Origin of the sequence: Kitasatospora sp. NPDC059817 (assembly GCF_042731835.1) — a bacterium.
Taxonomy (GTDB): domain Bacteria; phylum Actinomycetota; class Actinomycetes; order Streptomycetales; family Streptomycetaceae; genus Kitasatospora.
In genome coordinates this window covers 28,734-55,523 of record NZ_JBHWIR010000002.1, presented here as the reverse complement: position 1 = coordinate 55,523, position 26,790 = coordinate 28,734, and the positions used below count along the sequence as shown (strand labels likewise).

At 71.6% G+C, this 26,790-nt stretch carries 20 protein-coding genes and 1 tRNA gene; 17 read left to right on the top strand and 4 right to left on the bottom strand.

Going from position 1 to position 26,790, the window contains the following annotated elements:
• The first annotated feature begins 73 nt into the window (after positions 1–73).
• The 14 genes from rplA to ACFV61_RS00750 all read left to right on the top strand — a co-directional run bounded on the left by rplA (position 74) and on the right by ACFV61_RS00750 (position 17,249).
• Positions 74–796: a 50S ribosomal protein L1 gene (rplA, locus tag ACFV61_RS00815; protein ID WP_063348932.1), complete on the top strand. Its 723-nt coding sequence runs from the start codon at positions 74–76 to the stop codon at positions 794–796.
• A gap of 171 nt (positions 797–967) precedes the next feature.
• Positions 968–1,753, top strand: coding sequence for a hypothetical protein (locus tag ACFV61_RS00810; RefSeq protein WP_380489270.1), 786 nt, complete (start codon positions 968–970; stop codon positions 1,751–1,753).
• A gap of 111 nt (positions 1,754–1,864) precedes the next feature.
• Positions 1,865–2,686 (top strand): hypothetical protein, encoded by an 822-nt coding sequence (locus ACFV61_RS00805; RefSeq protein ID WP_380489268.1) that lies wholly within the window; start codon positions 1,865–1,867, stop codon positions 2,684–2,686.
• Between the two features lie 39 nt (positions 2,687–2,725).
• A complete protein-coding gene (locus tag ACFV61_RS00800; protein WP_063348935.1) occupies positions 2,726–2,908 on the top strand; it encodes a hypothetical protein in 183 nt (60 codons plus the stop codon).
• 72 nt (positions 2,909–2,980) lie between these two features.
• Positions 2,981–3,844 (top strand): hypothetical protein, encoded by an 864-nt coding sequence (locus tag ACFV61_RS00795; protein ID WP_159398493.1) that lies wholly within the window; start codon positions 2,981–2,983, stop codon positions 3,842–3,844.
• Between the two features lie 365 nt (positions 3,845–4,209).
• A complete protein-coding gene (rplJ, locus tag ACFV61_RS00790; RefSeq protein WP_063348937.1) occupies positions 4,210–4,773 on the top strand; it encodes a 50S ribosomal protein L10 in 564 nt (187 codons plus the stop codon).
• Between the two features lie 84 nt (positions 4,774–4,857).
• Entirely contained in the window at positions 4,858–5,241 is a 384-nt protein-coding gene (gene rplL / locus ACFV61_RS00785) for a 50S ribosomal protein L7/L12 (protein ID WP_208869184.1), read from the top strand.
• 721 nt (positions 5,242–5,962) lie between these two features.
• Complete coding sequence (rpoB, locus tag ACFV61_RS00780; protein WP_063348939.1) at positions 5,963–9,439, top strand: DNA-directed RNA polymerase subunit beta; 3,477 nt, start codon at positions 5,963–5,965, stop codon at positions 9,437–9,439.
• Positions 9,440–9,537: 98 nt separating this feature from the next.
• Positions 9,538–13,431 (top strand): DNA-directed RNA polymerase subunit beta', encoded by a 3,894-nt coding sequence (locus tag ACFV61_RS00775; protein WP_063348940.1) that lies wholly within the window; start codon positions 9,538–9,540, stop codon positions 13,429–13,431.
• Positions 13,432–13,573: 142 nt separating this feature from the next.
• Positions 13,574–13,647: transfer RNA gene (locus ACFV61_RS00770), tRNA-Met, on the top strand.
• Positions 13,648–13,826: 179 nt separating this feature from the next.
• A complete protein-coding gene (locus tag ACFV61_RS00765) occupies positions 13,827–14,501 on the top strand; it encodes a hypothetical protein (RefSeq protein WP_063348941.1) in 675 nt (224 codons plus the stop codon).
• Between the two features lie 82 nt (positions 14,502–14,583).
• Positions 14,584–15,771, top strand: a complete 1,188-nt coding sequence (locus tag ACFV61_RS00760; protein ID WP_063348942.1) for a sensor histidine kinase — start codon at positions 14,584–14,586, stop codon at positions 15,769–15,771.
• On the top strand, positions 15,768–16,448 hold the full coding sequence (locus ACFV61_RS00755; protein WP_063348943.1) for a response regulator transcription factor: 681 nt from the start codon (positions 15,768–15,770) through the stop codon (positions 16,446–16,448). Before ACFV61_RS00760 ends, ACFV61_RS00755 begins: the two co-directional genes overlap by 4 nt.
• A 189-nt stretch (positions 16,449–16,637) precedes the next feature.
• Positions 16,638–17,249, top strand: a complete 612-nt coding sequence (locus ACFV61_RS00750) for a hypothetical protein (protein ID WP_380489266.1) — start codon at positions 16,638–16,640, stop codon at positions 17,247–17,249.
• 109 nt (positions 17,250–17,358) lie between these two features.
• On the opposite strand, the gene ACFV61_RS00745 is transcribed toward ACFV61_RS00750, so the two are convergent.
• Together ACFV61_RS00745 and ACFV61_RS00740 are read right to left on the bottom strand one after the other, a co-directional pair.
• Entirely contained in the window at positions 17,359–19,158 is a 1,800-nt protein-coding gene (locus ACFV61_RS00745) for a hypothetical protein (protein ID WP_380369592.1), read from the bottom strand.
• The gene (locus ACFV61_RS00740) at positions 19,155–20,219 is read right to left on the bottom strand and encodes an ATP-binding protein (RefSeq protein ID WP_380489264.1); all 1,065 of its coding nucleotides are present in this window, start codon (positions 20,217–20,219) and stop codon (positions 19,155–19,157) included. The genes ACFV61_RS00745 and ACFV61_RS00740 overlap by 4 nt, the downstream gene beginning before the upstream one ends.
• 177 nt (positions 20,220–20,396) lie before the next feature.
• Between ACFV61_RS00740 and ACFV61_RS00735 the strand changes: the two genes are divergently transcribed.
• The 3 genes from ACFV61_RS00735 (at position 20,397) to ACFV61_RS00725 (ending at position 24,050) form a co-directional block, all read left to right on the top strand.
• A complete protein-coding gene (locus ACFV61_RS00735; protein ID WP_063348948.1) occupies positions 20,397–21,611 on the top strand; it encodes a cytochrome P450 in 1,215 nt (404 codons plus the stop codon).
• 49 nt (positions 21,612–21,660) lie between these two features.
• On the top strand, positions 21,661–22,659 hold the full coding sequence (locus ACFV61_RS00730) for an ADP-ribosylglycohydrolase family protein (protein ID WP_380489262.1): 999 nt from the start codon (positions 21,661–21,663) through the stop codon (positions 22,657–22,659).
• A gap of 62 nt (positions 22,660–22,721) precedes the next feature.
• The gene (locus ACFV61_RS00725) at positions 22,722–24,050 is read left to right on the top strand and encodes a serpin family protein (RefSeq protein WP_380489260.1); all 1,329 of its coding nucleotides are present in this window, start codon (positions 22,722–22,724) and stop codon (positions 24,048–24,050) included.
• Between the two features lie 108 nt (positions 24,051–24,158).
• On the opposite strand, the gene ACFV61_RS00720 is transcribed toward ACFV61_RS00725, so the two are convergent.
• Together ACFV61_RS00720 and ACFV61_RS00715 are read right to left on the bottom strand one after the other, a co-directional pair.
• Positions 24,159–25,271 carry an ADP-ribosylglycohydrolase family protein gene (locus ACFV61_RS00720; protein ID WP_380489258.1) on the bottom strand — a complete coding sequence of 371 codons (1,113 nt, stop codon included), beginning with the start codon at positions 25,269–25,271 and terminating at the stop codon, positions 24,159–24,161.
• A 42-nt stretch (positions 25,272–25,313) separates the two neighbouring features.
• Positions 25,314–26,618, bottom strand: coding sequence for a DUF2786 domain-containing protein (locus ACFV61_RS00715; protein ID WP_380338826.1), 1,305 nt, complete (start codon positions 26,616–26,618; stop codon positions 25,314–25,316).
• Between the last annotated feature and the right edge of the window lie 172 nt (positions 26,619–26,790).

Genomic DNA, 26,790 nt, shown 5'->3' with positions numbered 1-26,790 from the left:
CTCTTTTCGTCCCTGTGGTAGGGCCTGCGCAGGCCCGTGATACCACGACTCCCATCACCATTCAGGAGCAGCAGTGAAGCGCAGCAAGGCTCTGAAGGCCGCGGACGCTCAGGTCGACCGCGACCGCCTCTACGCCCCCCTCGAGGCCATCCGCCTCGCCAAGGCGACCAGCACCACCAAGTTCGACGGCACCGTCGAGGTCGCCATGCGTCTGGGCGTCGACCCGCGCAAGGCCGACCAGATGGTCCGCAGCACCGTGATCCTCCCGCACGGCACCGGTAAGACCGCTCGGGTCCTGGTCTTCGCGACCGGTGACCGTGCCGAGGCCGCGCGTGCTGCGGGCGCCGACATCGTCGGCTCCGACGAGCTGATCAACGAGGTCGCCAAGGGCCGCCTGGACTTCGACGCCGTCGTCGCCACCCCGGACCTCATGGGCAAGGTCGGCCGCCTCGGCCGCGTGCTCGGTCCCCGTGGTCTGATGCCGAACCCGAAGACCGGCACCGTGACCCCGGACGTCGCCAAGGCTGTCAACGACATCAAGGGCGGCAAGATCGAGTTCCGCGTCGACAAGCACTCGAACCTGCACTTCATCATCGGTAAGGCCTCCTTCACCGACGAGCAGCTGGTCGAGAACTACGCCGCCGCGCTGGACGAGGTGCTCCGCGCCAAGCCGTCCGCCGCCAAGGGCCGCTACATCAAGAAGACCGCCATCAGCACCACGATCGGCCCCGGCATCCCCGTGGACCCGAACCGCACCCGCAACCTCTTCGTCGAAGAGGACCCGGCCGCGGTCTGAGCCGATCGGCTCTGAAGCAGTCCGTACGACGGGCCCGTACCCCCTTCACCGGGGGTGCGGGCCCGCCGTCGTTTCCGGATCGGGACAGGGGTGGATGGGAACGGTTGCCCGAAGCGTCGTACGCTCTGCCGGTCAGATCATGTGCAGAACGTGTGACCGTCGGAGCGTGCCGTGCCGCCCACCCTTCGCCCCGCCGCCGCGGTGGCCACCCTGCTGCTGATCGGTGCCACCACCGGGTGCAGCCTGCTGGCCGCCCCGGGAACCCGCACCCCCGACGGCGACCCCGCGCCCGTACCGCCCCGCCAGGTGGTGCTCGCCGCCGCCCAGGCGCTGGACGACGCCGGCGGCGCCCGGATCGACGTGGTCGAGGAGGGCCCGGCCGGCCGCCGCACCGCGAGCGGCACCCTGGTCTGGGGCACCCGGGACGAGGGCGCCCTGAGCGTCACCGACGAGCAGGGCACCGGGCAGCTGACCCTGCGGGACGGCGCACTCGACCTCAGCTACCAGGGCGCCCCGCCCAAGCACGCGGACCGGGACGGCGCCGAGTCGCTCGATCCGCGGGCGACCACCGGCCCGGGCGGCTACGCGGGTGGCTGGATGACCGCACTGGTCACCAACCCGGGCAGCCGCGCGTACAAGATCGCGCAGGCCGGGAAGCTCGGCTCGCTCGGCGGCGAGCAGCTGGCCGGGATGACCGTGGCGCACTACCAGGGCTCCACGCCGGTGGCCGAATACTTCGGCGCGGACCAGGAGTTGACCCCGGCACGGCTCGCCGCGGTGGTCGACTGGTACGGCCGGCGAGGGGTGTCGGCGATCGGTTACGACGTCTGGGTCGGGCCCGACGAGCGGCTGCTGCGACTGCGTGAGACGGCCCGGGGGAGCGACGGCACCACGGTGACCACGACGGATGTCTCGACCCCCGGAGAAGGTGACGCGCCCCCTGTCGAAGCCGGGTGACGGGAGGGTGTTGTTCGGCGCGTGGGGGATCTGGCGATCCGTTAGAGTCCGCGTGAGAAGAAGCCGAAAATCGGTTCTTCATCGGATCGTTCGGATCTCACGGGGGACTCCATGCGCGCTACGCGCCTCGCCTCGACCGTCGCCATCGCGGCCGTGCTGCTCGGTGCCGTCACCGCCTGCGGCAGCAAGGGCGGCGACGCCAAGAGCGGCGACGCGGCGGCCGCGGCGCTGACCGGAGACCCCAAGGCCGCGCTGGCAGCCTCCGCCCTGGTGATGCAGAAGGCCGGCAACGGCAAGGTCACCATGATCTCCCCGGACGGCTCGACCCACACCGCGGGCAGCGGTGACGCCGACTGGAAGGACCCGAACCGGGCGGCCGTCGACCTGACGGGCGAGGTCGAGACCAAGAAGATCCGGTTCCGGGTGATCGGGACCGACGGCTACCTCGGCGGCGGCGACAGCGAGGCCGCAGCCATGGGCGGCAAGCACTGGATCAAGCTGCCCGCCTCGAACGAACTCGGCAACGGCGTCCTGCTGATGAGCCAACTGCTCAACCCGGTCGCCCAGCTCGGGCTCGCCGCACAGAGCGGCAAGCCCGCCAAGGTCGGCCAGGAGAGCCTCGATGGCGTCCAGGTCACCCACCTGCGGGCGGTCGAGGAGGCCTCCGCCATGGTGGCCGCCATGCCGGCGCTCACGGCCGGCCAGCGCACGGCCGTCCAGAAGTCCCTGGAAGAGGACGGCAGGACCCTCACCATCGACTTCTGGCTCAACGGCCGGCAGGAACTCGTCCAGTACCAGGAGTACGGGGACAAGAACGGCGAGCACGACGCCGTCACCGTCAAGTACGCGGACCTCGGCAAGGCCGCGAAGATCGACGCCCCCGCCGCCACCGACCTCGGCAGCGAGACCGACCTCCTCAAACTGCTCGGCTGATCCGCCGAGCCCGCGCACCGGAGCCGACGAGACCTCTGGGTGGACGCCGACCAGTTGGTCGTCCAGCGGAGCGCGACCGGCGACACCAAGGCGGGCGCGTTCAAGTCCACCGTCCTCTACTCGGACTACGGCACGCCGGTCACCGCCGCGGTGCCGGGCGCGGCCGACACGGTGGAACTGGCCGAGCTGGCGAAGCTCGGCAAGGGGGGCGCCACCGGCTGATCCGGGTCAGGGTGGCAAGGTGGCCGGAACGAAAGCCGCCGACGCGGCGCCCGGGCGAGAGGGGACCAGACGATGGCAGGACGACGGCGGTTGGCGGCGCTGGCCGCGGTCGTCCTGCTGGCGAGCGGGCTGGCCGGATGCGGCGGGGGTGGCGGCGCGCCGTCCACGCCCTCCGGCAGCCCGACCCCGACGAGTTCCTCGTCGACCGAGGCGGCCAAGCCCAGCGACCGCTCGCCGCACGGCGTCCTGGTCTCCGCCCAGCTGGCGATGCAGACCGCCCGCCGGGCCAAGGTCAGCTACCGGCTGGGCGCGGACGCCGGGGCCGGGCCGCTGTTCTGGCAGCCCAAGACGGCGCTCCAGATCAAGCGCTCCACCCCGGCCGACGCCGAGCAGCTGATCGTCGTGGACACCGTCGCCTACCAGGGCGGCGACGCCGCCACCGCGGCCCGCCAGGGCGGCCGGCACTGGGAGCGCTTCTCCGTCCCGCCGGACCCGGACGGCCACCGGGAGGTCCCGTACGCGGGGCTGATCGACCTGCTGAACCCGGTCGAGGCGCTGGCCGCCGCCACCGCCGACGGGGTGGACCCCCGGTTCATCGGCGAGGAGAGGTTCGACGACTCGACGGTCGAGCACTACCGGATCACCACCACCGCCGAGCGCTACGCCGCCGCCCAGACCCAGCTGACCCAGGCCCGCCGGGACGGCCTGCGGGCCGCGCTGGCCCCCGGCGGCTCGATCTCGCTCACCGTGGACCTCTGGCTCAACGACAAGGACCAGCTGGTCCGGCTCCAGCGCACCGGCAGCGGTGACAGCGGCCGGGCGGACGACTCGGTGCTCTACTCCGACTTCGCCGGCGCCCTGCTCTCGGTGCAGGCCCCGGCCGAGACGGACACCGTGGACACCGGGCCCCGGACGGTCTCCCCGCTGGCCCGCTGAGCCCCGTCCGGCGCGGCCGGCCCGGCGGGCATCGGCCGTTCAGGGGCGATTTGCCCCGGACGGCGGAGTCCGGTTACTGTTACCGAAGCCAAAGACCGCTGGTTGTCACCGTGCTCGCGAGGGATTCGGTGGCCGAAGGATCTGCGCTTCGTCGCAGGCAGCCCGCGCAGGTGTGTCTGGAGCTTCGACTTCCGGGTCCGCGTTCGCGCGAACATCCGTTGAGGTCGTTTCGAGCCCCGTGCGCCCTGCGCATCGGGGCTCATCTGCTTTCCGCAGGCTTTCCTTCCGTCCGGTTGGTTCGAGGCGTGAATGGTCGACTTTCGCGGTCGGCCGGATTTCGACATCACGGAAGGAGGCGTAAGCCTATGGCAAGGCCCGACAAGGCTGCTGCCGTCGCCGAGATCACGGACAAGTTCCGTGGCTCCTCCGCGGCGCTGCTGACCGAGTACCGCGGTCTCTCGGTGAAGCAGGTCAAGACCCTGCGTCGCTCGCTCGGCGAGAACGCCGAGTACGCCGTGGTGAAGAACACGCTGACCAAGATCGCGGCCAACGAGGCCGGGATTTCGGAGCTCGACGACCTGTTCAACGGTCCGACGGCTGTCGCCTTCGTCACCGGTGACCCGGTGGAGTCGGCGAAGGCTCTGCGTGACTTCGCCAAGGAGAACCCCGCTCTCATCATCAAGGGCGGTGTCCTTGACGGTAAGGCGCTGTCCGCCGATGAGATCAAGAAGCTCGCGGACCTCGAGTCCCGCGAGGTGCTGCTCGCCAAGCTGGCGGGTGCCCTGAAGGCCAAGCAGTCCCAGGCTGCCGCGCTCTTCCAGGCCCTGCCGTCGAAGCTCGTCCGCACTGTGGACGCGCTGCGCGACAAGGTCGAGCAGGGCGGTGCCGGTACGCCGGCTCCCGCCGCCGAGGACGCCGCCGCCGAGTAATCGGCAGGCTCACGCCTCGCTGCGGGCCCGTGCCCGCCCCACCCGTACATACGGCATCACCTGCCGATTTAGTGGAAGGACGCCATCATGGCGAAGCTGTCCCAGGACGAGCTGCTCGCGCAGTTCGAGGACCTCACCCTCATCGAGCTCGCTGGCTTCGTGAAGGCCTTCGAGGAGAAGTTCGACGTCACCGCCGCCGCCCCGGTCGCCGTTGCCGCCGCCGGTGGCCCGGCCGCCGTTGAGGCCGTCGAGGAGCAGGACGAGTTCGACGTCATCCTCGATGGTGCCGGCGACAAGAAGATCCAGGTCATCAAGGAGGTGCGCACCCTGACCTCCCTCGGCCTGAAGGAGGCCAAGGACCTCGTTGACACCGCTGGTGCCAAGGTCCTGGAGAAGGTTGCCAAGGACGTTGCCGAGAAGGCCAAGGCCGCCCTCGAGGGTGCCGGCGCCAAGGTCACCGTCAAGTGACTTCTCGCCCCCTCTGAGGGGGCCTGAAGCCGGGCCGATCACCCTTGTGGGTGGTCGGCCCGGCTTTTTCGCGTTTCCGGCCCTGGACGGCCCTGGACGGCCCTGGGACCGCTCCGCGGCCGGGACGCGCCGGTGTGGCCGAGAGCCCACTCGGCAGCGTCGGTGCGGACGGGTATGGTGATCACCGTCATCGACGGTGGCCCCCACCACGGCTTCTGTAACGCCGGGGGGCGTCCGGCCGATGGACGGGTCGAGGTCCGCACCGCCTGCGGGCCCTTGACGAACCCGGCGAGGCGCGCGATTCTCAAGGCGCGAGTCCGCCCGGTTGGTTTGCCACTGGATGCATAACCAGTGGCTCAGGCGGGAAATGACTCCACGTGAGTTATGGGGCCCGGGCAGTGCCCGGGCCGGTGCAGTACCCGGTGGGCGTTCGCGTCCGCCGGCTACCGGGAGGAGTCTCCGATTCGGTTTCCGAATCAGAGCTGGACAGCAGTGTGCCCTTTGGCTACACTGTCCCTTTGCGCTGCCTGTTAGCTGCTCCGTGACTCGTCGCCCGGAGTTTGCGTTGCCCTGAAGGGGTCTGGCATCGCCTCCGCAAAGCGGCTCTGACCTGGGATTCCGATCCCGGCGGAGGCCAGTGGCGAGGGAGGCGGGACCAAGCCCGTGAAGGCCCGGCTGGTACGCGCGTAGTGAGCTCCGAGCCCTCGGAAGGACCCCCCTCTTGGCCGCGCCGCGCAACGCCTCGAACAATTCCGCCGCATCCACCGCCCCGCTCCGCGTCTCCTTCGCGAAGATCAAGGAGCCCCTCGAGGTCCCCAACCTCCTGGCCCTGCAGACCGAGAGCTTTGACTGGCTGCTCGGCAATGCGGCCTGGAAGTCCCGGGTCGAGGCGGCGCTGGAGAACGGTCAGGACGTCCCCACCAAGTCCGGTCTGGAGGAGATCTTCGAGGAGATCTCCCCGATCGAGGACTTCAGTGGGTCGATGTCGCTGACCTTCCGCGACCACCGTTTCGAGCCGCCGAAGAACTCGATTGACGAGTGCAAGGACCGCGACTTCACGTTCGCGGCTCCGCTCTTCGTCACGGCCGAGTTCACCAACAACGAGACCGGTGAGATCAAGTCTCAGACGGTCTTCATGGGCGACTTCCCGCTCATGACCCACAAGGGCACGTTCGTGATCAACGGCACCGAGCGTGTCGTCGTGTCGCAGCTGGTCCGCTCCCCGGGCGTGTACTTCGACTCCACCCTGGACAAGGTGTCCGACAAGGACATCTACTCCTGCAAGGTCATCCCCTCGCGTGGTGCCTGGCTGGAGATGGAGATCGACAAGCGCGACATGGTCGGCGTCCGCATCGACCGCAAGCGCAAGCAGTCCGTCACCGTGCTGCTCAAGGCGCTCGGCTGGACCAACGAGATGATTCTCGAGGAGTTCGGCGAGTACGAGTCCATGCGCAACACCCTGGAGAAGGACCACACCCAGGGCCAGGACGACGCGCTTCTGGACATCTACCGCAAGCTGCGTCCTGGCGAGCCGCCGACGCGCGAGGCCGCGCAGACGCTTCTGGAGAACCTGTACTTCAACCCGAAGCGCTACGACCTCGCCAAGGTGGGCCGCTACAAGGTCAACCGGAAGCTGGGCAACGCCGAGTCGCTGGACTCCGGCGTGCTCACCGAGCCCGACATCATCGGTGCGATCAAGTACCTGGTGAAGCTGCACGCCGGTGAGACCGAGTGGAACGACCAGACCGGTCGCGACATCGTGGTCGAGGTCGACGACATCGACCACTTCGGCAACCGTCGCCTGCGCAACGTCGGCGAGCTCATCCAGAACCAGGTCCGTACGGGTCTCGCCCGTATGGAGCGCGTCGTGCGCGAGCGCATGACCACCCAGGACGTCGAGGCGATCACGCCGCAGACCCTGATCAACATCCGGCCGGTCGTCGCCTCCATCAAGGAGTTCTTCGGCACCAGCCAGCTGTCGCAGTTCATGGACCAGACGAACCCGCTGTCGGGCCTGACCCACAAGCGCCGTCTGTCCGCCCTCGGCCCCGGTGGTCTCTCCCGTGAGCGCGCCGGCTTCGAGGTCCGTGACGTGCACCCCTCGCACTACGGGCGCATGTGTCCGATCGAGACCCCCGAAGGCCCGAACATCGGTCTGATCGGGTCGCTGGCCTCGTACGGCCGGGTCAACGCCTTCGGCTTCATCGAGACCCCGTACCGCAAGGTCATCGAGGGTGTCGTCACGGAGCAGGTCGACTACCTCACGGCCGACGAGGAGGACCGCTACGTCATCGCGCAGGCCAACGCCCCGCTGACGGCGGAGCTGACCTTCGCCGAGCCGCGTGTCCTGGTCCGCCGCCGTGGCGGCGAGATCGACTACATCCCGGGCACCGAGATCGACTACATGGACGTCTCGCCGCGCCAGATGGTGTCGGTCGCGACCGCCATGATCCCGTTCCTCGAGCACGACGACGCCAACCGCGCGCTCATGGGCTCGAACATGATGCGCCAGGCGGTGCCGCTGCTGAAGAGCGAGGCTCCGCTGGTCGGTACCGGCATGGAGTACCGCTGCGCCGTCGACGCCGCGGACGTCATCACCGCCGAGAAGGCCGGTGTCGTCCAGGAGGTCTCGGCCGACTACGTCACCGTCGCCAACGACGACGGCACGTACACCACGTACCGCGCCGCCAAGTTCACCCGCTCCAACCAGGGCACCGCCTTCAACCAGAAGGTGCTCGTGGACGAGGGCGCCCGGGTCGAGTCCGGCCAGGTGCTGGCCGACGGCCCGTGCACCGACGAGGGCGAGATGGCCCTCGGCAAGAACCTGCTCGTGGCGTTCATGTCGTGGGAGGGTCACAACTACGAGGACGCGATCATCCTGTCGCAGCGCCTCGTGCAGGACGACGTCCTCTCCTCGATCCACATCGAGGAGCACGAGGTCGACGCCCGTGACACCAAGCTCGGCCCCGAGGAGATCACCCGGGACATCCCGAACGTCTCCGAGGAGGTCCTCGCCGACCTCGACGAGCGCGGCATCATCCGCATCGGCGCCGACGTCGTCACCGGCGACATCCTGGTCGGCAAGGTCACGCCCAAGGGTGAGACCGAGCTGACCCCGGAGGAGCGCCTGCTCCGCGCGATCTTCGGTGAGAAGGCCCGTGAGGTCCGCGACACCTCGCTGAAGGTGCCGCACGGTGAGTCCGGCAAGGTCATCGGCGTCCGCGTCTTCGACCGCGAAGAGGGCGACGAGCTGCCCCCGGGCGTGAACCAGCTGGTCCGCGTCTACGTGGCCCAGAAGCGCAAGATCACCAACGGTGACAAGCTCGCCGGCCGTCACGGCAACAAGGGCGTCATCTCGAAGATCCTGCCGGTCGAGGACATGCCGTTCCTGGAGGACGGCACCCCGGTCGACATCATCCTCAACCCGCTGGGTGTCCCGTCCCGAATGAACCCGGGACAGGTCCTGGAGATCCACCTCGGGTGGCTCGCCAAGCAGGGCTGGGACGTCTCCGGCCTCGCCGACGAGTGGGCCCAGCGCCTCCAGGCGATCGGCGCCGACACCGTCCAGGGCGGCACCAACCTCGCCACCCCGGTCTTCGACGGCGCCCGCGAGGACGAGATCACCGGCCTGCTGGACAACACCACCCTCACCCGTGACGGTGAGCGCTTGGTGAACTCCACCGGCAAGGCCCGGCTGTTCGACGGCCGCTCCGGCGAGCCGTTCCCGATGCCGGTCTCGGTCGGCTACATGTACATCCTCAAGCTGCACCACCTGGTCGACGACAAGCTGCACGCCCGTTCGACCGGTCCGTACTCGATGATCACCCAGCAGCCGCTCGGTGGTAAGGCGCAGTTCGGTGGTCAGCGCTTCGGTGAGATGGAGGTGTGGGCCCTTGAGGCGTACGGCGCTGCTTACGCGCTGCAGGAGCTGCTCACCATCAAGTCCGACGACGTCCTCGGCCGTGTGAAGGTCTACGAGGCCATCGTCAAGGGCGAGAACATCCCCGAGCCCGGCATTCCCGAGTCCTTCAAGGTCCTCATCAAGGAAATGCAGTCGCTCTGCCTCAACGTGGAGGTGCTGTCCTCGGACGGCCAGTCCATCGAGATGCGGGACTCCGACGAGGACGTGTTCCGCGCCGCCGAGGAGCTCGGCATTGACCTGTCCCGGCGCGAGCCGAGCAGCGTCGAAGAGGTCTGACGGAGGTTGGGCCGGCTGCCCGAGCAGCCGGCCCGCCCCCAGGCCCCCCTCAGACCACATGAACGACTCTCGACTTACGAAAGAGGGCTTGACGACCAGTGCTTGACGTCAACTTCTTCGACGAGCTCCGCATCGGCCTGGCCACCGCCGACGACATCCGCCAGTGGTCGCACGGCGAGGTCAAGAAGCCGGAGACCATCAACTACCGCACCCTGAAGCCCGAAAAGGACGGACTCTTCTGCGAGAAGATCTTCGGCCCCACCCGGGACTGGGAGTGCTACTGCGGTAAGTACAAGCGCGTCCGCTTCAAGGGCATCATCTGTGAGCGCTGCGGCGTCGAGGTGACCCGCGCCAAGGTGCGCCGTGAGCGGATGGGCCACATCGAGCTGGCCGCCCCGGTCACCCACATCTGGTACTTCAAGGGCGTGCCGTCCCGCCTGGGCTACCTGCTCGACCTGGCGCCGAAGGACCTCGAGAAGGTCATCTACTTCGCCGCCTACATGATCACCTGGGTCGACGACGAGCGCCGCCAGCGCGACCTGCCGTCCCTGGAGGCGCACGTCTCGGTCGAGCGCCAGCAGATCGAGAACCGCCGCGACTCCGACCTCGAGGCCCGTGCCAAGAAGGCCGAGACCGACCTGGCCGAGCTGGAGGCCGAGGGCGCCAAGGCCGACGTGCGCCGCAAGGTGCGCGAGGGCGCCGAGCGCGAGATGAAGCAGCTGCGCGACCGCGCGCAGCGCGAGCTCGACCGCCTCGACGAGGTGTGGGCCCGCTTCAAGAACCTCAAGGTCCAGGACCTCGAGGGCGACGAGCTGCTCTACCGCGAGCTGCGCGACCGCTTCGGCACCTACTTCTCCGGCTCGATGGGCGCGGCGGCCCTCAAGGACCGCCTCGAGACCTTCGACCTGGCGGAGGAGTCCGAGCGCCTGCGCGAGATCATCCGCACCGGCAAGGGCCAGAAGAAGACCCGTGCGCTGAAGCGCCTCAAGGTCGTCTCCGCGTTCCTGCAGACCACCAACAAGCCCAACGGCATGGTGCTGGACTGCGTCCCGGTCATCCCGCCGGACCTGCGTCCGATGGTGCAGCTGGACGGTGGCCGCTTCGCGACCTCCGACCTGAACGACCTGTACCGCCGCGTGATCAACCGCAACAACCGCCTGAAGCGGCTTCTCGACCTCGGCGCGCCCGAGATCATCGTGAACAACGAGAAGCGCATGCTCCAGGAGGCCGTCGACGCCCTGTTCGACAACGGCCGTCGCGGCCGTCCGGTCACCGGCCCGGGCAACCGGCCGCTGAAGTCCCTCAGCGACATGCTGAAGGGCAAGCAGGGTCGTTTCCGCCAGAACCTGCTCGGCAAGCGCGTCGACTACTCGGCCCGTTCGGTCATCGTCGTCGGCCCGCAGCTCAAGCTGCACCAGTGCGGTCTGCCCAAGGCCATGGCGCTGGAGCTCTTCAAGCCGTTCGTGATGAAGCGCCTGGTCGACCTGAACCACGCGCAGAACATCAAGTCGGCCAAGCGCATGGTCGAGCGTGCCCGCCCGGTCGTGTGGGACGTGCTCGAAGAGGTCATCGCCGAGCACCCCGTCCTGCTGAACCGTGCGCCCACCCTGCACCGCCTCGGCATCCAGGCCTTCGAGCCCCAGCTGGTCGAGGGCAAGGCCATCCAGATCCACCCGCTCGTCTGCACCGCGTTCAACGCGGACTTCGACGGTGACCAGATGGCCGTCCACCTGCCGCTCTCCGCGGAGGCGCAGGCCGAGGCCCGCATCCTGATGCTGTCCTCGAACAACATCCTGAAGCCGGCCGACGGTCGCCCCGTCACCATGCCGACCCAGGACATGGTGCTCGGTCTGTTCTTCCTGACCTCGGACCGGGAGACGGTGAAGGGCGGTGGCCGTTCCTTCTCCTCGACCGCCGAGGCCGTCATGGCCTTCGACGCCCGCGAGCTGGACGTCCAGGCCCCGATCGAGCTGCGCCTGCCGGCCGGCACCGTCCCGCCGCGCGGCTGGACCCCGCCGGTGGACGAGGAGGGCCAGACGGCCTGGTTCGACGGCGAGCCGTTCCGTCTGACCACCACCCTGGGCCGCGCGCTCTTCAACGAGCTGCTGCCCGAGGACTACCCGTTCGTCGACTACGAGGTGGGCAAGAAGCAGCTCTCCGCGATCGTCAACGACCTGGCGGAGCGCTACCCCAAGGTCGTCGTCGCGGCGACCCTGGACAACCTGAAGGCGTCCGGTTTCCACTGGTCGACCCGCTCGGGTGTCACCGTCTCGATCTCCGACGTCGTCGTCCCGCCGAACAAGCCCCAGATCCTCGAGGGCTACGAGGCGAAGGCGGAGAAGGTCCAGCGTCAGTACGAGCGCGGCCTGATCACCAACGACGAGCGCAAGCAGGAGCTCATCGGCATCTGGACCCAGGCGACCAACGAGGTCGCCGAGGCCATGAACGAGAACTTCCCGAAGACGAACCCCATCTTCATGATGGTCGACTCGGGTGCTCGTGGAAACATGATGCAGATGCGCCAGATCGCCGGTATGCGTGGTCTGGTGTCGAACGCCAAGAACGAGACCATCCCGCGACCCATCAAGGCGTCGTTCCGTGAGGGTCTCACCGTGCTGGAGTACTTCATCTCCACCCACGGTGCCCGTAAGGGTCTGGCGGACACCGCCCTCCGTACCGCCGACTCCGGCTACCTCACCCGTCGTCTGGTCGACGTCTCCCAGGACGTCATCATTCGCGAGGAGGACTGCGGTACCGAGCGCGGCCTGAAGCTGGCGATCGGCGCCGTCGGCGCGGACGGCGTCCTGCGCAAGGCCGACGACGTCGAGACCAGCGTGTACGCCCGCATGCTCGCCGAGGACATCACGGTGGACGGCAAGCTCCTTGCCACCGCCAACACCGACCTCGGTGACGTGCTGATCGACGAGCTGATCCGCCACGGCATCGGCGAGGTCAAGACCCGCTCGATCCTGACCTGCGAGTCGGCCGTCGGCACCTGCGCCTTCTGCTACGGGCGTTCGCTGGCCACCGGCAAGCTGGTCGACATCGGTGAGGCGGTCGGCATCATCGCCGCCCAGTCCATCGGTGAGCCCGGCACCCAGCTGACGATGCGTACCTTCCACACCGGTGGTGTGGCCGGTGACGACATCACCCAGGGTCTGCCGCGTGTCGTCGAGCTCTTCGAGGCCCGTACCCCCAAGGGTGTGGCCCCGATCTCGGAGGCCACCGGCCGGGCGCGGATCGAGGACACCGAGAAGACCCGCAAGCTCGTCATCACCCCGGACGACGGCAGCGAGGAGATCGCCTACCCCGTCTCCAAGCGTGTGAAGCTGCTGGTCAGCGAGGGCGAGGCGGTCGAGGTCGGCCAGAAGCTGACCATGGGTGCCACCAACCCGCACGACGTCCTGCGGATCATGGGCCAGCGTGCCGTCCAGATCCACCTGGTCGCCGAGGTCCAGAAGGTCTACAACTCGCAGGGTGTGTCGATCCACGACAAGCACATCGAGATCATCATCCGGCAGATGCTCCGCCGCGTGACGATCATCGAGTCGGGCGACGCCGAGCTGCTCCCGGGCGAGCTCGTCGAGCGCGGCCGCTTCGAGACCGAGAACCGTCGCGTGGTCGCCGAGGGCGGTCACCCCGCCTCCGGCCGTCCGCAGCTGATGGGTATCACCAAGGCCTCGCTGGCCACCGAGTCCTGGCTGTCGGCCGCCTCCTTCCAGGAGACGACCCGGGTCCTCACCGACGCGGCGATCCACGCCAAGTCGGACCCGCTGCTGGGCCTCAAGGAGAACGTCATCCTCGGTAAGCTCATCCCGGCCGGTACGGGTCTTCCCCGCTACCGCAACATCCGGGTCGAGCCGACCGAGGAGGCCAAGGCCGCGATGTACTCGGCCGTCGGCTACGACGACTACGACCTGTCGCCCTTCGGCGCCGGCTCCGGCCAGGCGGTCCCGCTGGACGACTACGACTACGGCCCGTACACCGGCTGAGTCCGACGTTCGGCTGTCAGGGCGGTCACCCCTCGCGGGGTGGCCGCCCTGCGGCGTTCCTGCTGCGCGGCCCGGGACCGGGGGGTCTGCGGGGCAGCGATTAGGTTCCCTGGCAGAAGTCGCGTAGAGTCGTGTTTACCGACGCGGGGTGGAGCAGCTCGGTAGCTCGCTGGGCTCATAACCCAGAGGTCGCAGGTTCAAATCCTGTCCCCGCTACTCAGTAGCAACGAAGGGCCCGGAGGCATCAAGCCTCCGGGCCCTTCGTCGTTCCCGGCTCCGGTCCCTCCCTCGTGCGGGGGAGGGACCGGAACCGCTCTGGTGAGGGAGGCGGAGGAGGGGGCGGCCGGGGCAGGCTTCGCGTGTCGGGACGACGGGGCTTTCGAAGGGGGCCGGGCATGAAGCGGGTACTGGGCGCGATGGCGATCACGGGGACGGTGCTGGTCGGTATGTCCGCCTGTCTGCCCTTCGGGGACGACCAGGAGCACCGGACCGTGGACTACGGGGTGTCGGAGCCGGTCAGGGAACTGGTGGTCGAGGCGCACACCGGCGGGATCGTGGTGACCGGCGGCGGCGACGCGGTGCACGTGACCGAGGCGCAGAACTACCGGGGCGAGGCGCCGCGGACCACGCACGAGGTGAAGGACGGCGTGCTGCGGCTGACGTACGACTGCCGGGGCTGCGGCGTCGGGTACACCGTGCAGGTGCCGGCCGGGACGAAGGTGCGGGTGACCCAGGAGACCGGCGGGGTGCGGCTGGTCGGGCTGGCCGCCGAGGTGGAGGCCTCGGTGGACACCGGCGGGGTCGAGGCCACCGGGCTGACCTCGCAGACCGTCCGGTTGAGCACCCGGACCGGCGGGGTGCGGGCCGACTTCGCGGCGGCACCCGTGAAGGTGGAGGCGGAGGCGGAGACCGGCGGGGTGCGGGTCAGGGTGCCCGCCGGGGAGGCGTACGCGGTGGACGCGCACGCCGGGGCCGGCGGAGTGGAGCTCGGGATCCCCTCGCAGCCGGGGGCCGCGCGCAGCATCACGGCGCGTACGGGCGCCGGCGGGGTGTCGGTCGACGGTGTCTGACCGGGCCGTTCCGGAGGTCCTGCCGGTAGGGCATGATCTTCTCCGCGGGGGCGGCGCCCCCGGACACGGGGGAGGGGCTGCGGTGGTGCGAGCGGCGCGCTGGCGGAGCTGGTCGGCCGGGCTGAGTCCGTACGTGCTGGACTCGCTGCTGGCCGTGGCATCGGCCGGGATCTCGGTCTGGGCGGTCGGCAACGACGACAGGGCCTGGCCGTGGTGGGTCTACCTGGTGGCGGTGTCCACCTCGCTGTCGCTGCCCTGGCGGCGCCGGGCGCCGCTGGCCGCGCTGGCGGCGGGCAGCGTGGCCTTCATGACGCTGTCCGTGGTGGCGCACTCGGCGAGTCCGCAGGTGCCGCTGGCCGGTGTGATCGGCATCTACACGGTGGCGGAGCGCTCCCCGGACCGGCAGCGCTGGACGGTACTGGCGGTGGTGGTGGTCGCCAACGTGATCGGCACCCACTCGCCCAACGGCATGCTGTTCAGCCTGCTCACCTCGGTCGGCTCGTTCGTCTTCGGCTCGCTGGTGCGCGCCCAGCGGCGGCTGGCCCGGCTGGAGGCCGAGCGGGCCCGCGAGGCCGGGGAACGGGCGGCCAGTGAGGCGGGCCGCGCGGTGGTGGAGGAGCGGGCCCGGATCGCCCGGGAGATGCACGACATCCTGGCGCACGCCGTCTCGCTGATGATCATCCAGGCCGAGGCCGGGCCGCTGGTGGTGCACGCCAACCCGGACCGGGCGATCCGCGCCTTCGACACCATCGCCGACGCGGGCCGCGACGCGATGGTCCAACTGCGGCGCGTCCTCGGAGTGCTGAAGGAGGAAGGGGCCGGTCCTGAGCTGGCCCCGCAGCCCCGGCTGGCCGAACTCGCCGACGTGGCCGAGCGGGTGCGCCGGGCCGGACCGGCGGTGGAGCTCGAACTGGCCGACGGGCTGGGCGCGGTGCCCGCCGACCTCCAGGCCGCGGCGTACCGGATCGTGCAGGAGGCGCTGACCAACACGGTCAAGCACTCCGGCGCCGACCGGGTGGCGGTCCGGGTGCGGCGGTCCGGGGACACCCTGGAGGTCGTGGTGTCCGACAACGGGCGCGGGCTGCCGGTGACCGTCGGCGGCGTGGTGAACGGCTGGTCCGGCGGCCGCGGGCTGGTCGGCATCCGGGAGCGGGCGGCGGCCTGCGGCGGGCGGGCCGAGGCCGGACCCGGACCGGAGGGCAAGGGCTTCCTGGTGAGTGCCCGGCTGCCGTTGGGGGTGGCGGGCGTGGTGGAGAAGGCGGGCGGATGAAACCGATTCGGGTGGTCGTCGCGGACGACCAGGAGCTGGTGCGGGCGGGGTTCGGGATGATCCTGGACGCGCAGCCCGACATCGAGGTGGTGGCCGAGGCCTGCGACGGCGCCGAGGCGGTCGAGGCGGTCCGCGCCCACGGCCCGGACGTCCTGCTGCTGGACGTCCGGATGCCGGTCATGGACGGGCTGGAGGCGGCCCGCCGGGTCTGCGCCGAGTTCCCGTCCACCAAGGTGATCATGCTGACCACCTTCGACGCCGACGACTACGTCTTCGACGCGCTGTACGCGGGCGCCAGCGGCTTCCTGCTCAAGGACGTCCGGCGGGACGACCTGGCGCACGGGGTGCGGATGGTGGCCTCCGGGGAGGCGCTGCTCGCGCCCTCGGTGACCAGGCGGCTGATCGGCGAGTTCGCCGCCCGCCGCCCGGGCTCGCCCGAGCGGGCGCTGCGACCGCCGTCCAAGCTGCTGGAGCAGCTCACCCTGCGTGAGCAGGAGACCCTGCGGCTGCTGGCGCGCGGGCTCTCCAACGCGGAGATCGCGGCCGAGCTGGTGGTCAGCGAGCACACGGTGAAGACGCACGTCAGCAATGTGCTGAGCAAGCTGGGGCTGCGGGACCGGGTGCACGCGGTGGTGTTCGCGTACGAGGCCGGCGCGGTGGTGGCGGGGGAGGCGTAGGGGCTCTCTTGCGGATCACACCGGGCGCGGGGCCCCTGGTCGGGGCTCCCCCGTGCGGGGGAGGCGGCGGGTTCGCCGGTGCGGGCGATCCGCGACGAGGGGTGCGGCGGACAGCATCTGTGGTGTCGGAACGGACCACGGGCCACCAGCTACCTGCCGGGGCCGCGGATCACCACAGGAGATCGTCGGATGAACACCCCGCAGGAGAACCGCCGCACCGCCTACGCCGTCGTCGGCGCCCCCGCCCTGATGGCCCTCTACGGGGGGATCCGGCTGATCCCGGGCTCCCGGGAACCCGGCCTCGGCTGGACGGTCGGCCACACCGCGATGTTCGCCGGGCTGCTGCTGTTCGCCCCGGTCCTGCTCGCCCTGCGTGGGCTGCTCGCCCCGCGCGGCACCACGGCCGGGCGGCTCGCGGCCGGTGCCGCGCTCGGGACGGCGTTCGCCGGCCTGGCGGCCTCGCTGGTGCAGATCGGGATCGATCTGTACGTCGGCCTGGCGGCGGTGGACAAGGCCGGGCAGTCGCGGATGTTCGACCGCGTCCAGGGCGTCCCCGGGGTGCTGCCGGCGGTCTACCAGATCGGCCCGCTGCTGTTCTACGTCGGCCTGCTGGCCCTGCTGGTCGCCGCCGCGGTGGGTGCGGCCCGGACGCTGCCCTGGTGGAGCCCGGTGCTGATGCTGGTCGGCACCGCCGCCTCGGGGGCCGACCTGGCGCTGATCCCGGTGGCCGCGGTCTGCTACCTGGCGGCGCTGGCCCCGCTGGCCCGCCGCGCCGCCGGGCCCCGCCCGGCACTGGTCTGACCGGTACTGGTCTGACCGGTGCTGGTCCGCCCGGTGCTGGTCTGGCTGGGCGGTCCGGACGGGCGGTACGGACGGGCGGCCGCTCCCGCAGGGGAGGGGCGGGCGCCCGTCAGCTCATCCGGAACACCGGTCCGCGCGGGGTGAACGGCAGCCCGGCGCCCCGGGGGACCAGGAAGGCGTGCTCGCGGCGTACCCGCAGCACGTCGCACGCGCCATCGGTGATCACCAGCACGGGCGCCCCGCGCGGGAAGTCCTCGGCCCGCTCCAGCAGGTCGACGCCCGGCTGCAGCTCGGTGCCGCCGCGCCCGCGCACCCGGACCCGGCCGGCGATCTCGCCGACCGGGACGTACCCGGCGTCGTGCGGCGCGGCGTCGCAGTGCACCACCCGGGCCGCGGGCACGTCCCGGGCGGCCGCGTACGAGGCGATCGCGCCGAGCGCCTTGCCGAGCAGGACCCGGTTCATCGAGCCGGAGGTGTCCAGGACGACGCCGAAGGTGCAGCGCGGCACCTCCTCCGGCGGGTGGTAGCGGCCGGCCCGGGGGATGTCCGGGGTGGCGGACTGCCGACGGGCCGGGCGGGAGTAGCTGCGGACCGGCTCCGGACGGGGCACGAACTCGTCGAACCAGCGGGCCAGCCGGGCGTCCCAGGGCAGCGGCGGGTGGGCGAGGGCGCGGATCTCCTCGACCAGTCCGGCGGGCAGCAGCCCGCGGTCGCGCTGGTGCAGCTCGAAGCCCTGCTGGAGACCGCGGCGGTAGAAGTCGTCGAGGTCCACGTAGTCGCGCGGGCCGCGGTCCAGCGGTGCGCCGAGGATGTCCGGGCGGTTCTTGCCGGCCAGAGTGGCGAGCCGGCGGATCCGGCGCTCGTCGCGGACGATCCGGTCGTACACCTCCTCGGCCGACAGCCCCTTCAGCTGCGGGTCGTGCAGCAGGCCTTCCGGCATGTCGCCGACGCCCATCTCCAGCAGCCAGCCGTTGATGACGTAGTCGGCGGCGACGTTGAAGAGGAACGGGTCCCGGCCGCCGCGGCGCTCGCCGTGCCGCAGGGCGGCGTGCAGCATCTCGTGGCCGAGGATGAACCGCCACTCCTCGTCGGTCTGCTGGCGCAGCGGGTTGATGTAGACCTCGCCGGCCTCGGCGTTGACGGCGGCGATGGAGATGCCGTGGGCGCGGGCCAGTTCGGCGTCGGCGACGACGGTGAGGCCGGCCGCGATGCCGCCGAGCAGCGGGTAGGAGGAGACGAACCAGCCGAGCGCCCTGGTCCACGGCCGTACGGGCAGGCGTTCGCCGGTCTCCCGGTCGAAACGGCCGCCGGCCCGGTCCATCGCGGCGGACATGGTGCGGGTGAGGGCGGCGGCGAAGGCCGCCGACCAGTCCTTCGGGGTGTGGCCGTAGTCCTGCCACTCGACCAGCAGCTGGTCGTGGTCGGCGGTGCCGGCCGTCCCGGCGGTGACGGCGGGCGGCAGGCCGTCGCGGCGCCAGCGGGCGGCCAGCTCCTCCTCGTCGCCGCCCGGGTACTCCTGCGGGAGGGCGACCGGGGGGCGGCCGACGGGGAAGGTCGCGAGGAAACGGTTCACCACCGCGCAGCGGGCCGCCTCCTCGTAGGCGTCGGGCTGGACCCGGACACCCTTGGCGGCCGGGACGTGGCCGAAGCCCAGGTGCAGCAGGCAGTGCGCCAGCACCCAGGCCCACTCGTCCGGCTCGGCCCGGCGGCGCGGGTTGACGTGCACGGTGCCGTCGGAGTCGACCACCGCCCAGCCGCCGGTCGGGGCCAGCCCGCAGTCGTCCCGGCGGCAGAAATCGGCGGGCACGGCGTCGAAGGCCGGGTTCTGGCGCAGCAGCCGGACCCCCTCGGCGAAGACCTCCGCGCCCGGGTCCGGCTTCTTCGCACCCTTCTGGACGGAAGGGCTCACCGGCGGGCCTCGACCAGCCGGGGCATGTCCCGGGCCGCCTCGATCAGGAACCAGGAGGGCAGCACCGGATTGCCGTCCGCGCCGTCGGCGATCACCGTCTGGGCGACCTCCACCGAGATCTCGGCCAGCTGCACCAGCAGCGACTTGGCCCGGAAGGCGGTCTGCCGCTGCGTCCCCGAGGCGTGCTCCTTGCTGGCCGGAAGCTCCTTGACGAGGCGGCCGCGGAAGGCGTCGGCCAGGTAGTAGAGCAGGTCGCGGTCCTCCAGCCGGTGCGGCCAGCGGGCGTCGCCCTTGAGGATCGCCTCCAGGCCGTAGGCGTTGCGGACGATCTTGGCGTAGCCGCAGAAGGCGATCGCGTGCTGCGGGGTGAGCAGCCCGTACGCGAGCACCTTGAGGGTCTCCTCGTCCAGGGTGGGGCCGAAGGAGTGCAGCGCGTCGGAGAGCATGTGCCAGGCGCGCGGGGTGGAGAACGGCTCCTCGGTCTTCGGCGGGGCGGACCACAGGTGGTCGGGGCGGTCGGTGACGTAGTCGACGACCCAGGGGTGGATGCCGGCGCCGGCCGCCCAGCCCAGCCAGTCCGCGGCGCTGGCCCGCAGGTGCACGTGGACCATGCGGTTGACCAGCGCGGACGCCATCGGTCGGGCGAGCGCGCCGTCGGTGGCGCGGTTCCCGGCGCCGATCACGATCGAGCCGGGCGGCAGCTCGTACGAGCCGATCCGGCGGTCCAGGATCAGCGAGTAGAACGCCTTCTGGACGTCCGGGGTCGCCGCGTTGAGCTCGTCCAGGAACAGGCAGTACGGCTCATCGCGGGCGATCTGCTCGGGCGGGCAGAACCGGGAACGGCCCTCCGGGGTCAGCTGCGGGACACCGATCAGGTCCTCCGGGGCGAGCTGGGTGCCGACCAGGCTCACGCACTCCAGGCCGAGCGACTCGGCGAACTCCCTTACCAGCGAGGACTTTCCGATCCCGGGCGCGCCCCAGAGGAACACCGGCCGGACGGTGGCCAGCCCGAGCAGCAACTCGGGAATCTGGACGGGCGAGACGCTGACTGCTCCCTGCACGGGGCTCCTTGGCAAGTGGTGGGGTGACCGGCCCAGTCTGCGGCGGGAGTTGACGCGGCGCACCCGGATTTTCGGGTGGTCGCCGGGAGGCCTGAGGAAAGGGGCTTAAAAACGGGTGAACCGCATGCGTACGATGATCCTTCCGGCTCCCCCCTCATGGCCTGGAGTGATCGAGCGATGACGACGACGGCGAAGTTCGACCCCTGGTCGGCGGCGTTCGTGGCCCACCCGTACGACGCGTACGCCGAGTTGCGCGAGCACGCGCCGGTGACGTACTTCGAGCCGACCGGGCAGTGGCTCGTCTCGCGGCACGAGGACGTCAGCGCGCTCCTGCGCGACCGGCGGCTCGGGCGCACCTACACCCACCGCTTCAGCCACCAGGAGTTCGGCCGGCCCGAACCCGACCCGGCGCACGAGCCCTTCCACACCCTCAACGACTTCGGGCTGCTCGACCTGGAGGCCCCCGACCACACCCGGATCCGCCGGCTGGTCTCCAAGGCCTTCACCCCGCGCATGGTCGAGGGCCTGCGGCCGACCGTCCAGCGGCTCGCCGGAGAACTCGTCGACGGCCTGCTCGCGGCCGGCGGCGGCGACCTGATAGCCGCCGTCGCCGAGCCGCTGCCGGTCGCCGTGATCGCCGAGATGCTCGGCGTGCCGGAGAGCGACCGGCACCTGCTGCGGCCCTGGTCCGCCGACATCACCGGCATGTACGAGCTCAACCCGAGCGAGGAGGCCGCCCGCAAGGCCGTCACCGCGAGCACCGAGTTCTCCGACTACCTGCGCGCCCTCATCCGCGAACGCCGCACCGCCCCCGGCACCGACCTGATCAGCGCGCTGATCCAGGCCCAGGAGGGCTCCGACGCGCTCAGCGAGCAGGAGATGATCTCCACCTGCGTGCTGCTGCTCAACGCCGGCCACGAGGCGACCGTCAACACCACCGGCAACGGCTGGTGGGCGCTGTTCCGCAACCCCGGTGAACTCGCCCGGCTGCGCGGCGCGACCGACGCGCTCCTGCCCACCGCCATCGAGGAACTGATGCGCTGGGACACCCCGCTGCAGCTGTTCGAACGGTGGGTCCTGGAGGACATCGAGCTGCGCGGCGTCACCATCCCGCGCGGCTCCGAGGTCGCCCTCCTCTTCGGCTCCGCCAACCGCGACCCCGAGCGCTTCACCGACCCCGACCGCCTCGACCTCGGCCGCACCGACAACCCCCACATCACCTTCGGCGCCGGAATCCACTTCTGTCTCGGCGCCCCGCTCGCCAGACTGGAACTCACCGAGTCCTACGGCGCCCTCCTGCGCCGCGCCCCCGGCCTGCGCCTGGCCCGCGAACCCGAGTGGAATCCGGGCTACGTGATCCGGGGCCTCAGGGAACTGGTGGTCGAGGTCTAGATCGAGGTCGGGGCCAGGTCGGGGTCGGTTCGAGGAACGGGGGAGAGCTGTGGGCAAGGCGACGGGGTCACTGCTGGGGCTGGCGATCGGGGATGCGATCGGCCGGGTGACCGAGTTCAAGACGGTAGAGATGATTGCCGACGACCACCCGGACTGGCGGCAACTTCCGCTGCCCCCAAGGGCGCTGGTCACCGACGACACCCAGATGACCCTCGCCCTCGGCCGTGGTCTGAGCATTGCCCTGGAGCGCGGGCCGCTCACCCCGCTACGGCTGGAGCGGCCCGTTCGCGAGGAGTTCGTCGACTGGTGGCGCTCCCCGCAGAACAACCGTGCTCCCGGCATGACCTGCCTGCGAGCCTGCGAGCGGCTGAGCCGCCCCGCGTACCGCTGGCAGCAGGCGAGCGACGTCGGTTCCAAGGGCTGCGGCGCCAACATGCGGGTCGCTCCGGTCGGACTGATCCGCGAACTCGACGCCCGCCAGCTCGCGGGCGCCGCGCAGCTGCAGTCCGCGCTCACCCACGGGCACCCGACCGCACTCGCCGCCAGTGACCTCACCGCGTACGCCATCCGCAAGCTCGCCGAGGGCGTTCCGCCGGCCGGCCTGCCCGCGGTGCTGCGGGCGTACGCGCTGGCGAGCCGCGAGCGGTACGACGAGTTCTGGCTCGGCGACCTCTCCGCGCGCTGGTACGGTCGCTCGCCGCAGGACGTCATCGCACGCGGCTGGGACGACTGCCTGGCCGTGCTCGACCAGTTGGACGCCGCGCTCGCCGCGCCCGACGTCGAAGCGGACCCGTGTCTGGCCACCGGTGAGGGCTGGGTCGCCGAGGAGGCCTTCGCCACCGGCCTGCTCTGCTTTCTGCTGCTGCCGGACGACCCGGTGTCCGCCGTCCGCCGGGCCGCCTACTCCAGCGGCGACTCGGACTCCCTGGCCTGTCTGACCGGCGCCTTCGCCGGGGCCCATCACGGGGAGTCGGTCTGGCCGCAGGAGTGGGTGGAGCGGATCGAGTACCGGGACGAGCTGCTCGCGCTCGGGGCGCTCTGGGACTGAGCTCCACACCTGCGTTCCGGGCCCGGGTGGAACCGGGTTCGGGGGTGGTGCGTCGAAGGGCCATGACGAAGCGCAGCACCGCAGGGCATCGCCGTTCCCGCCGTCGGGTGGGGCTGCTCCTCGCCGCCGGGTTGGCGGTCGGCCCGGCGCTGGCCGGGTGCGGGAGTGCGGCGGGCGGGGGGCCCGTGGTGGTGCGGGCCTCGGCGTCGGGGAGCCGGGCGGCGGTGGATCCGGGGCAGGTGGCGGCGGTGGCGGCCGGGACCAGCGCCTTCGGGCTGGACCTGCTGCACGCGCTGACCGCGACGCCGGACGGGGCGGGGCGCAACGTCGTGGTCTCGCCGGCCGGGCTGGCGAGCGTGCTCGGGATGCTGCTGCCGGGGGCGCGCGGTGCCACCGCCGAGGAGCTGGCCAAGGCCCTGCACACCGGGCTCGACCCGCGGCAGTACGCCCTCGCCGTCGGCGCGCCGGACCGCGGGAGCCGGGCCGGCGGCGACCAGGTCGTCCTGCGCCGCTCCGACGCCCTGTGGACGCAGCTGGGCCTGGCCGTCGCCCCGGAGTACCTGGACACGCTCGCCGCCGCCTTCGACACCGGCGTGCACCCCGTCGACTTCGCCAGGGACCCGGCCGGCGCCCGCGGGAGCATCAACGCGGCGGTGGAGAAGGCCACCGAGGGGCGGATCAAGGAGCTCTTCGGCCCGCGGCAGATCACCGCCGACACCCGGCTGGCACTCACCGACGCGCTCTACCTGAAGGCGGCGTGGGCCTCCGGGTTCAAGCCCGCGAACACCTCCGAGCGCCCCTTCCACCGGCTGGACGGCTCCACCCCGTCGGTGAGCACGATGAGCCGCACCGGCACCCTCCGGTACGCCGAGGGCTCCGGCGGCATCGTCGGCGAACCCTGGCAGGCCGTCGAACTCCCATACGTGGGAGGTGGGTTGGCGATGGATCTGATCGTCCCCGCGCAGGGCGGGTACGCGGCCTTCAGCAAGGGCCTGGACCAGGCCCAGCTCGACCGGATCCTCGGCGGGCTCGGCGAGCGGTCCGTCGACCTGACCCTGCCGCGGTTCCACTTCGACACGGCCAACGACCTCGTCCCCGCCCTGCGCTCACTCGGCGTCAAGGCGGCCTTCGACGCGCCCGACTTCACCGGCATCACCGCCAAGGAGCCGCTCGGCCTGGGCGCGGTGGTGCAGAAGGCCACCGTCGAGGTGAACGAGGACGGTACGGTCGCGGCGGCCGGCAGCGGCGCCGGGGTGGCGGCGATGGCGGCGCCGGCCGCGCCGGAGTCCGTCCAACTGCACATCGACCGGCCGTTCCTGTTCCTGATCCGCGACACCGCCGACGGGCGGCCGCTGTTCCTCGGCCAGGTCACCGACCCGCAGGCCTCCTGAGCCGACCCGCAGGCGCCCTGAGCCGACCCGCAGGCGCCCTGAGCCGACCCGCAGACGAAGCAGGCGAAGCGGACGAAGCAGGCGAAGCAGCCGGAGGAGGACCGGGCGTCACCAGGCCGGGTAGCGCCCGCCGAGCGCCGGGTGGGCCGGGTCGCGGCTGCCGAACAGCACCAGCAGGTCATCCGCGACCCGCAGCAGTTCGGCCCGGCCCTCGACCGCCCCCGCCCACTCGGCGGGCAGCGCCGAGGCGCCGTACGCGGCGCCGACCAGGTTGCCGCAGACCGCGCCGGTGGAGTCGCTGTCCCCGGAGTGGTTCACCGACAGCAGCAGCGCGCTGCGCACCGGGTCGGGTTCGAGGGTGGTCGCCAGCAGCGAGTACACCGCGATGGCCAGGCACTCCTCGGCGATCCAGCCGAGGCCGACCCGCTCCACGGACTCCGCCGTCGGCTGCGACTCCTGGGCCACCCGGACGGCCCGGGCCAGCGCCTGCACCGTCTCCTTGGACCCCGGCAGCTCGCGGATCTGCTCCACGGTCTCGCCGACCGCCGCCCACGGCTCGGTCCCGTTGGCGAGCCGCTCGACCAGTGCCGCGAAGGCGCCTGCCGAGAGGTAGCCGGTCGGGTGCCCGTGGGTGAGCTGGGCGCACTGCACGGCCAGCCCGAAGGACAGCTCGACGCCCAGCCGGGCCAGCCCGAACGGTGCCGAGCGCATCACCGTGCCGCAGCCCTTGGACTCCGGGTTGATCGGCCCCGGCTGCCCGATCACGGACGGCGACTCGAACTCCGGGTGCTCGGCCACCCCGCTCATGCAGGCGTTGCCGGGCGCCCGCGACGCGTACAGGAAGGGCCTGGTCAGCAGCCAGCCGTCGTACGGGCGGGGCTGCGGCGCGGTGTCCGGCGAGTCCTGGCGCTGGGTCAGCAGCCAGCGCCGGTACGCGGCGTGGACGGCCTCCGGCACCGAGCCGCCGCCGCCCGTCCAGCCGCGGACGAACGCGCGGATCAGGCCCTCGGCGGTGAACAGGGTCATCTGGGTGTCGTCGGTGACTTCGACCGGCCCGGTACCGGCCGGCAGCCCGGTCACGCCGTCCGGCCCGTACCGCTGCTGGATCTGGTGGAGCTGCTGGAACTCCACCGGCCAGCCCAGCGCATCGCCGACGGCCCCGCCGAGCAGCGCCCCGCGCACCCGGTCGCGGTATCCCGATTCGGCCGCCGACTCCGTCACGTCGATCCCCCTTGGTTCATGGCGGGATACGTTCTATCAGGTCTACCGGCGGATCTGCCCGGCGCGCCCGTGCAGCGCGGCGCGGTCGGCGGCGGCGCGCCCGGCCGCCCAGCCCACGCCGTCGCTCACCCGGACCCGCTGCGAGACCAGCTTGGGGAACAGCCGGCCGACCTCGTCGTCCACCGCCTCGGAGCGGGCGGCGAGCGCGGGCAGCAGCCGCTCGTCGGGCAGCAGCTGCTCCTCGGTGCCGTCCTCGCGCAGGTGCCGGCCGGCCGCGGCGGCGCTGGTCGCGCGCTCGGTGGCGGCGGTCAGCCGCTCGCGGATCCGCGCCGCGTACGCGACCAGGAAGGAGTGCCGGAACGCCTTGCTGCGCGAGTCCCGGCGGGAGCCGGCCTTGTTGAGCGCGTGGGTGGCCTGCACCAGCAGCGAGGTGTAGAGCAGCTCGACGCCGTCCAGGTCGCCGTCGAAGCCGACGACGGTGCAGAAGCCGAACTCCTTGGCCCACACAGCCCGGCACCGGTTGGCCGCCGCGACGGCGTCCAGCAGCATCGTCTTGGGGCTCTCGTACGGGTTGTCCACGCCGATCCGCAGCGCCGCCGGGGTGTTCCGGTCGTCGCCGGTGGCGGCCAGCAGCGCGTCGTCGATGCTGTGCTGGGCCATCAGCTGCTGGGCCTTGGTGGTGAGCGCCTCGGCCTCCTCCGGGTACTCGGTGGACTCGGCCTTGGCCAGCAGCGCCCGGATCCGGGCCAGCATCCGCGGCTCGCCGGTCAGCGGGCCGGCGGCGCGTTCGGCCTGCGGGCCCGTGGCGCGCTCGGTCTGCGGCCGCCGGCCGGGCGCGGGGCCGACCGGGGAGATCGGCGGCAGCCGGCCCCAGGTCCGCAGCAGCTCCAGGGCGGCGGTGGCGAGCGCGAAGCGGTCCAGCCGGTGCCGGTCGGCGAAGGCGCCGAGGTACTGCTCGTCACCGGGCCACCAGACCTCGGCCTCCAGCTCGCGCAGCTGCTCGTGCCAGCGCCGGTCGAGGGCGGCCGCGGGGTGCCGACGGCCCTCGGCGGCGATCAGGTCCACCGCGAGGGCCAGGTGGACGGGCTTCAGCCCGCGCCGGACCACCCGGGCCAGGTCGGCCGGGCGCCACCCGGCGGACCAGCAGCGGCCGACGGCGGTGTCCGCGTACCCCAGCAGCGCCCGGCTGACCGCCGGCCACTGCCCGGCCGAGGCGGCGAGCAGCGACGCCCCGGTGTCGAGGGCGAGGTCCAGCGTTTCGTCCGGGGCCGTCAGCACCGATCGCACCGCCTGCTCCAGCAGTGGGCCGGCGCCCCCGTCCCCGTCCTGCTGCGCGCGCTTGCCCACGGTGTGTCCCTGCTCTCCTCGACGGCCCGGCCCTCCCGCCCATGATGCCGGAGCGCCCGGCCCCTTCGACGGGACCGGGGGCAGCCCGGGGAAGCCGGCCACACAACGCGCGACAGCCGTGTGCCCGTAAAAACCGGGGCCCCCCACAAACCCCCCCCCCCCCCAAACCCCC

Bases quoted from the DNA above. Each gene is read 5' to 3' on its own strand.
- ACFV61_RS00805 (WP_380489268.1), top strand. From the start codon at position 1,865: ATGCGCGCTACGCGCCTCGCCTCGACCGTCGCCATCGCGGCCGTGCTG.
- ACFV61_RS00795 (WP_159398493.1), top strand. From the start codon at position 2,981: ATGGCAGGACGACGGCGGTTGGCGGCGCTGGCCGCGGTCGTCCTGCTG.
- rplJ (WP_063348937.1), top strand. From the start codon at position 4,210: ATGGCAAGGCCCGACAAGGCTGCTGCCGTCGCCGAGATCACGGACAAG.
- ACFV61_RS00765 (WP_063348941.1), top strand. From the start codon at position 13,827: ATGAAGCGGGTACTGGGCGCGATGGCGATCACGGGGACGGTGCTGGTC.
- ACFV61_RS00755 (WP_063348943.1), top strand. From the start codon at position 15,768: ATGAAACCGATTCGGGTGGTCGTCGCGGACGACCAGGAGCTGGTGCGG.
- ACFV61_RS00750 (WP_380489266.1), top strand. From the start codon at position 16,638: ATGAACACCCCGCAGGAGAACCGCCGCACCGCCTACGCCGTCGTCGGC.
- ACFV61_RS00735 (WP_063348948.1), top strand. From the start codon at position 20,397: ATGACGACGACGGCGAAGTTCGACCCCTGGTCGGCGGCGTTCGTGGCC.
- ACFV61_RS00725 (WP_380489260.1), top strand. From the start codon at position 22,722: ATGACGAAGCGCAGCACCGCAGGGCATCGCCGTTCCCGCCGTCGGGTG.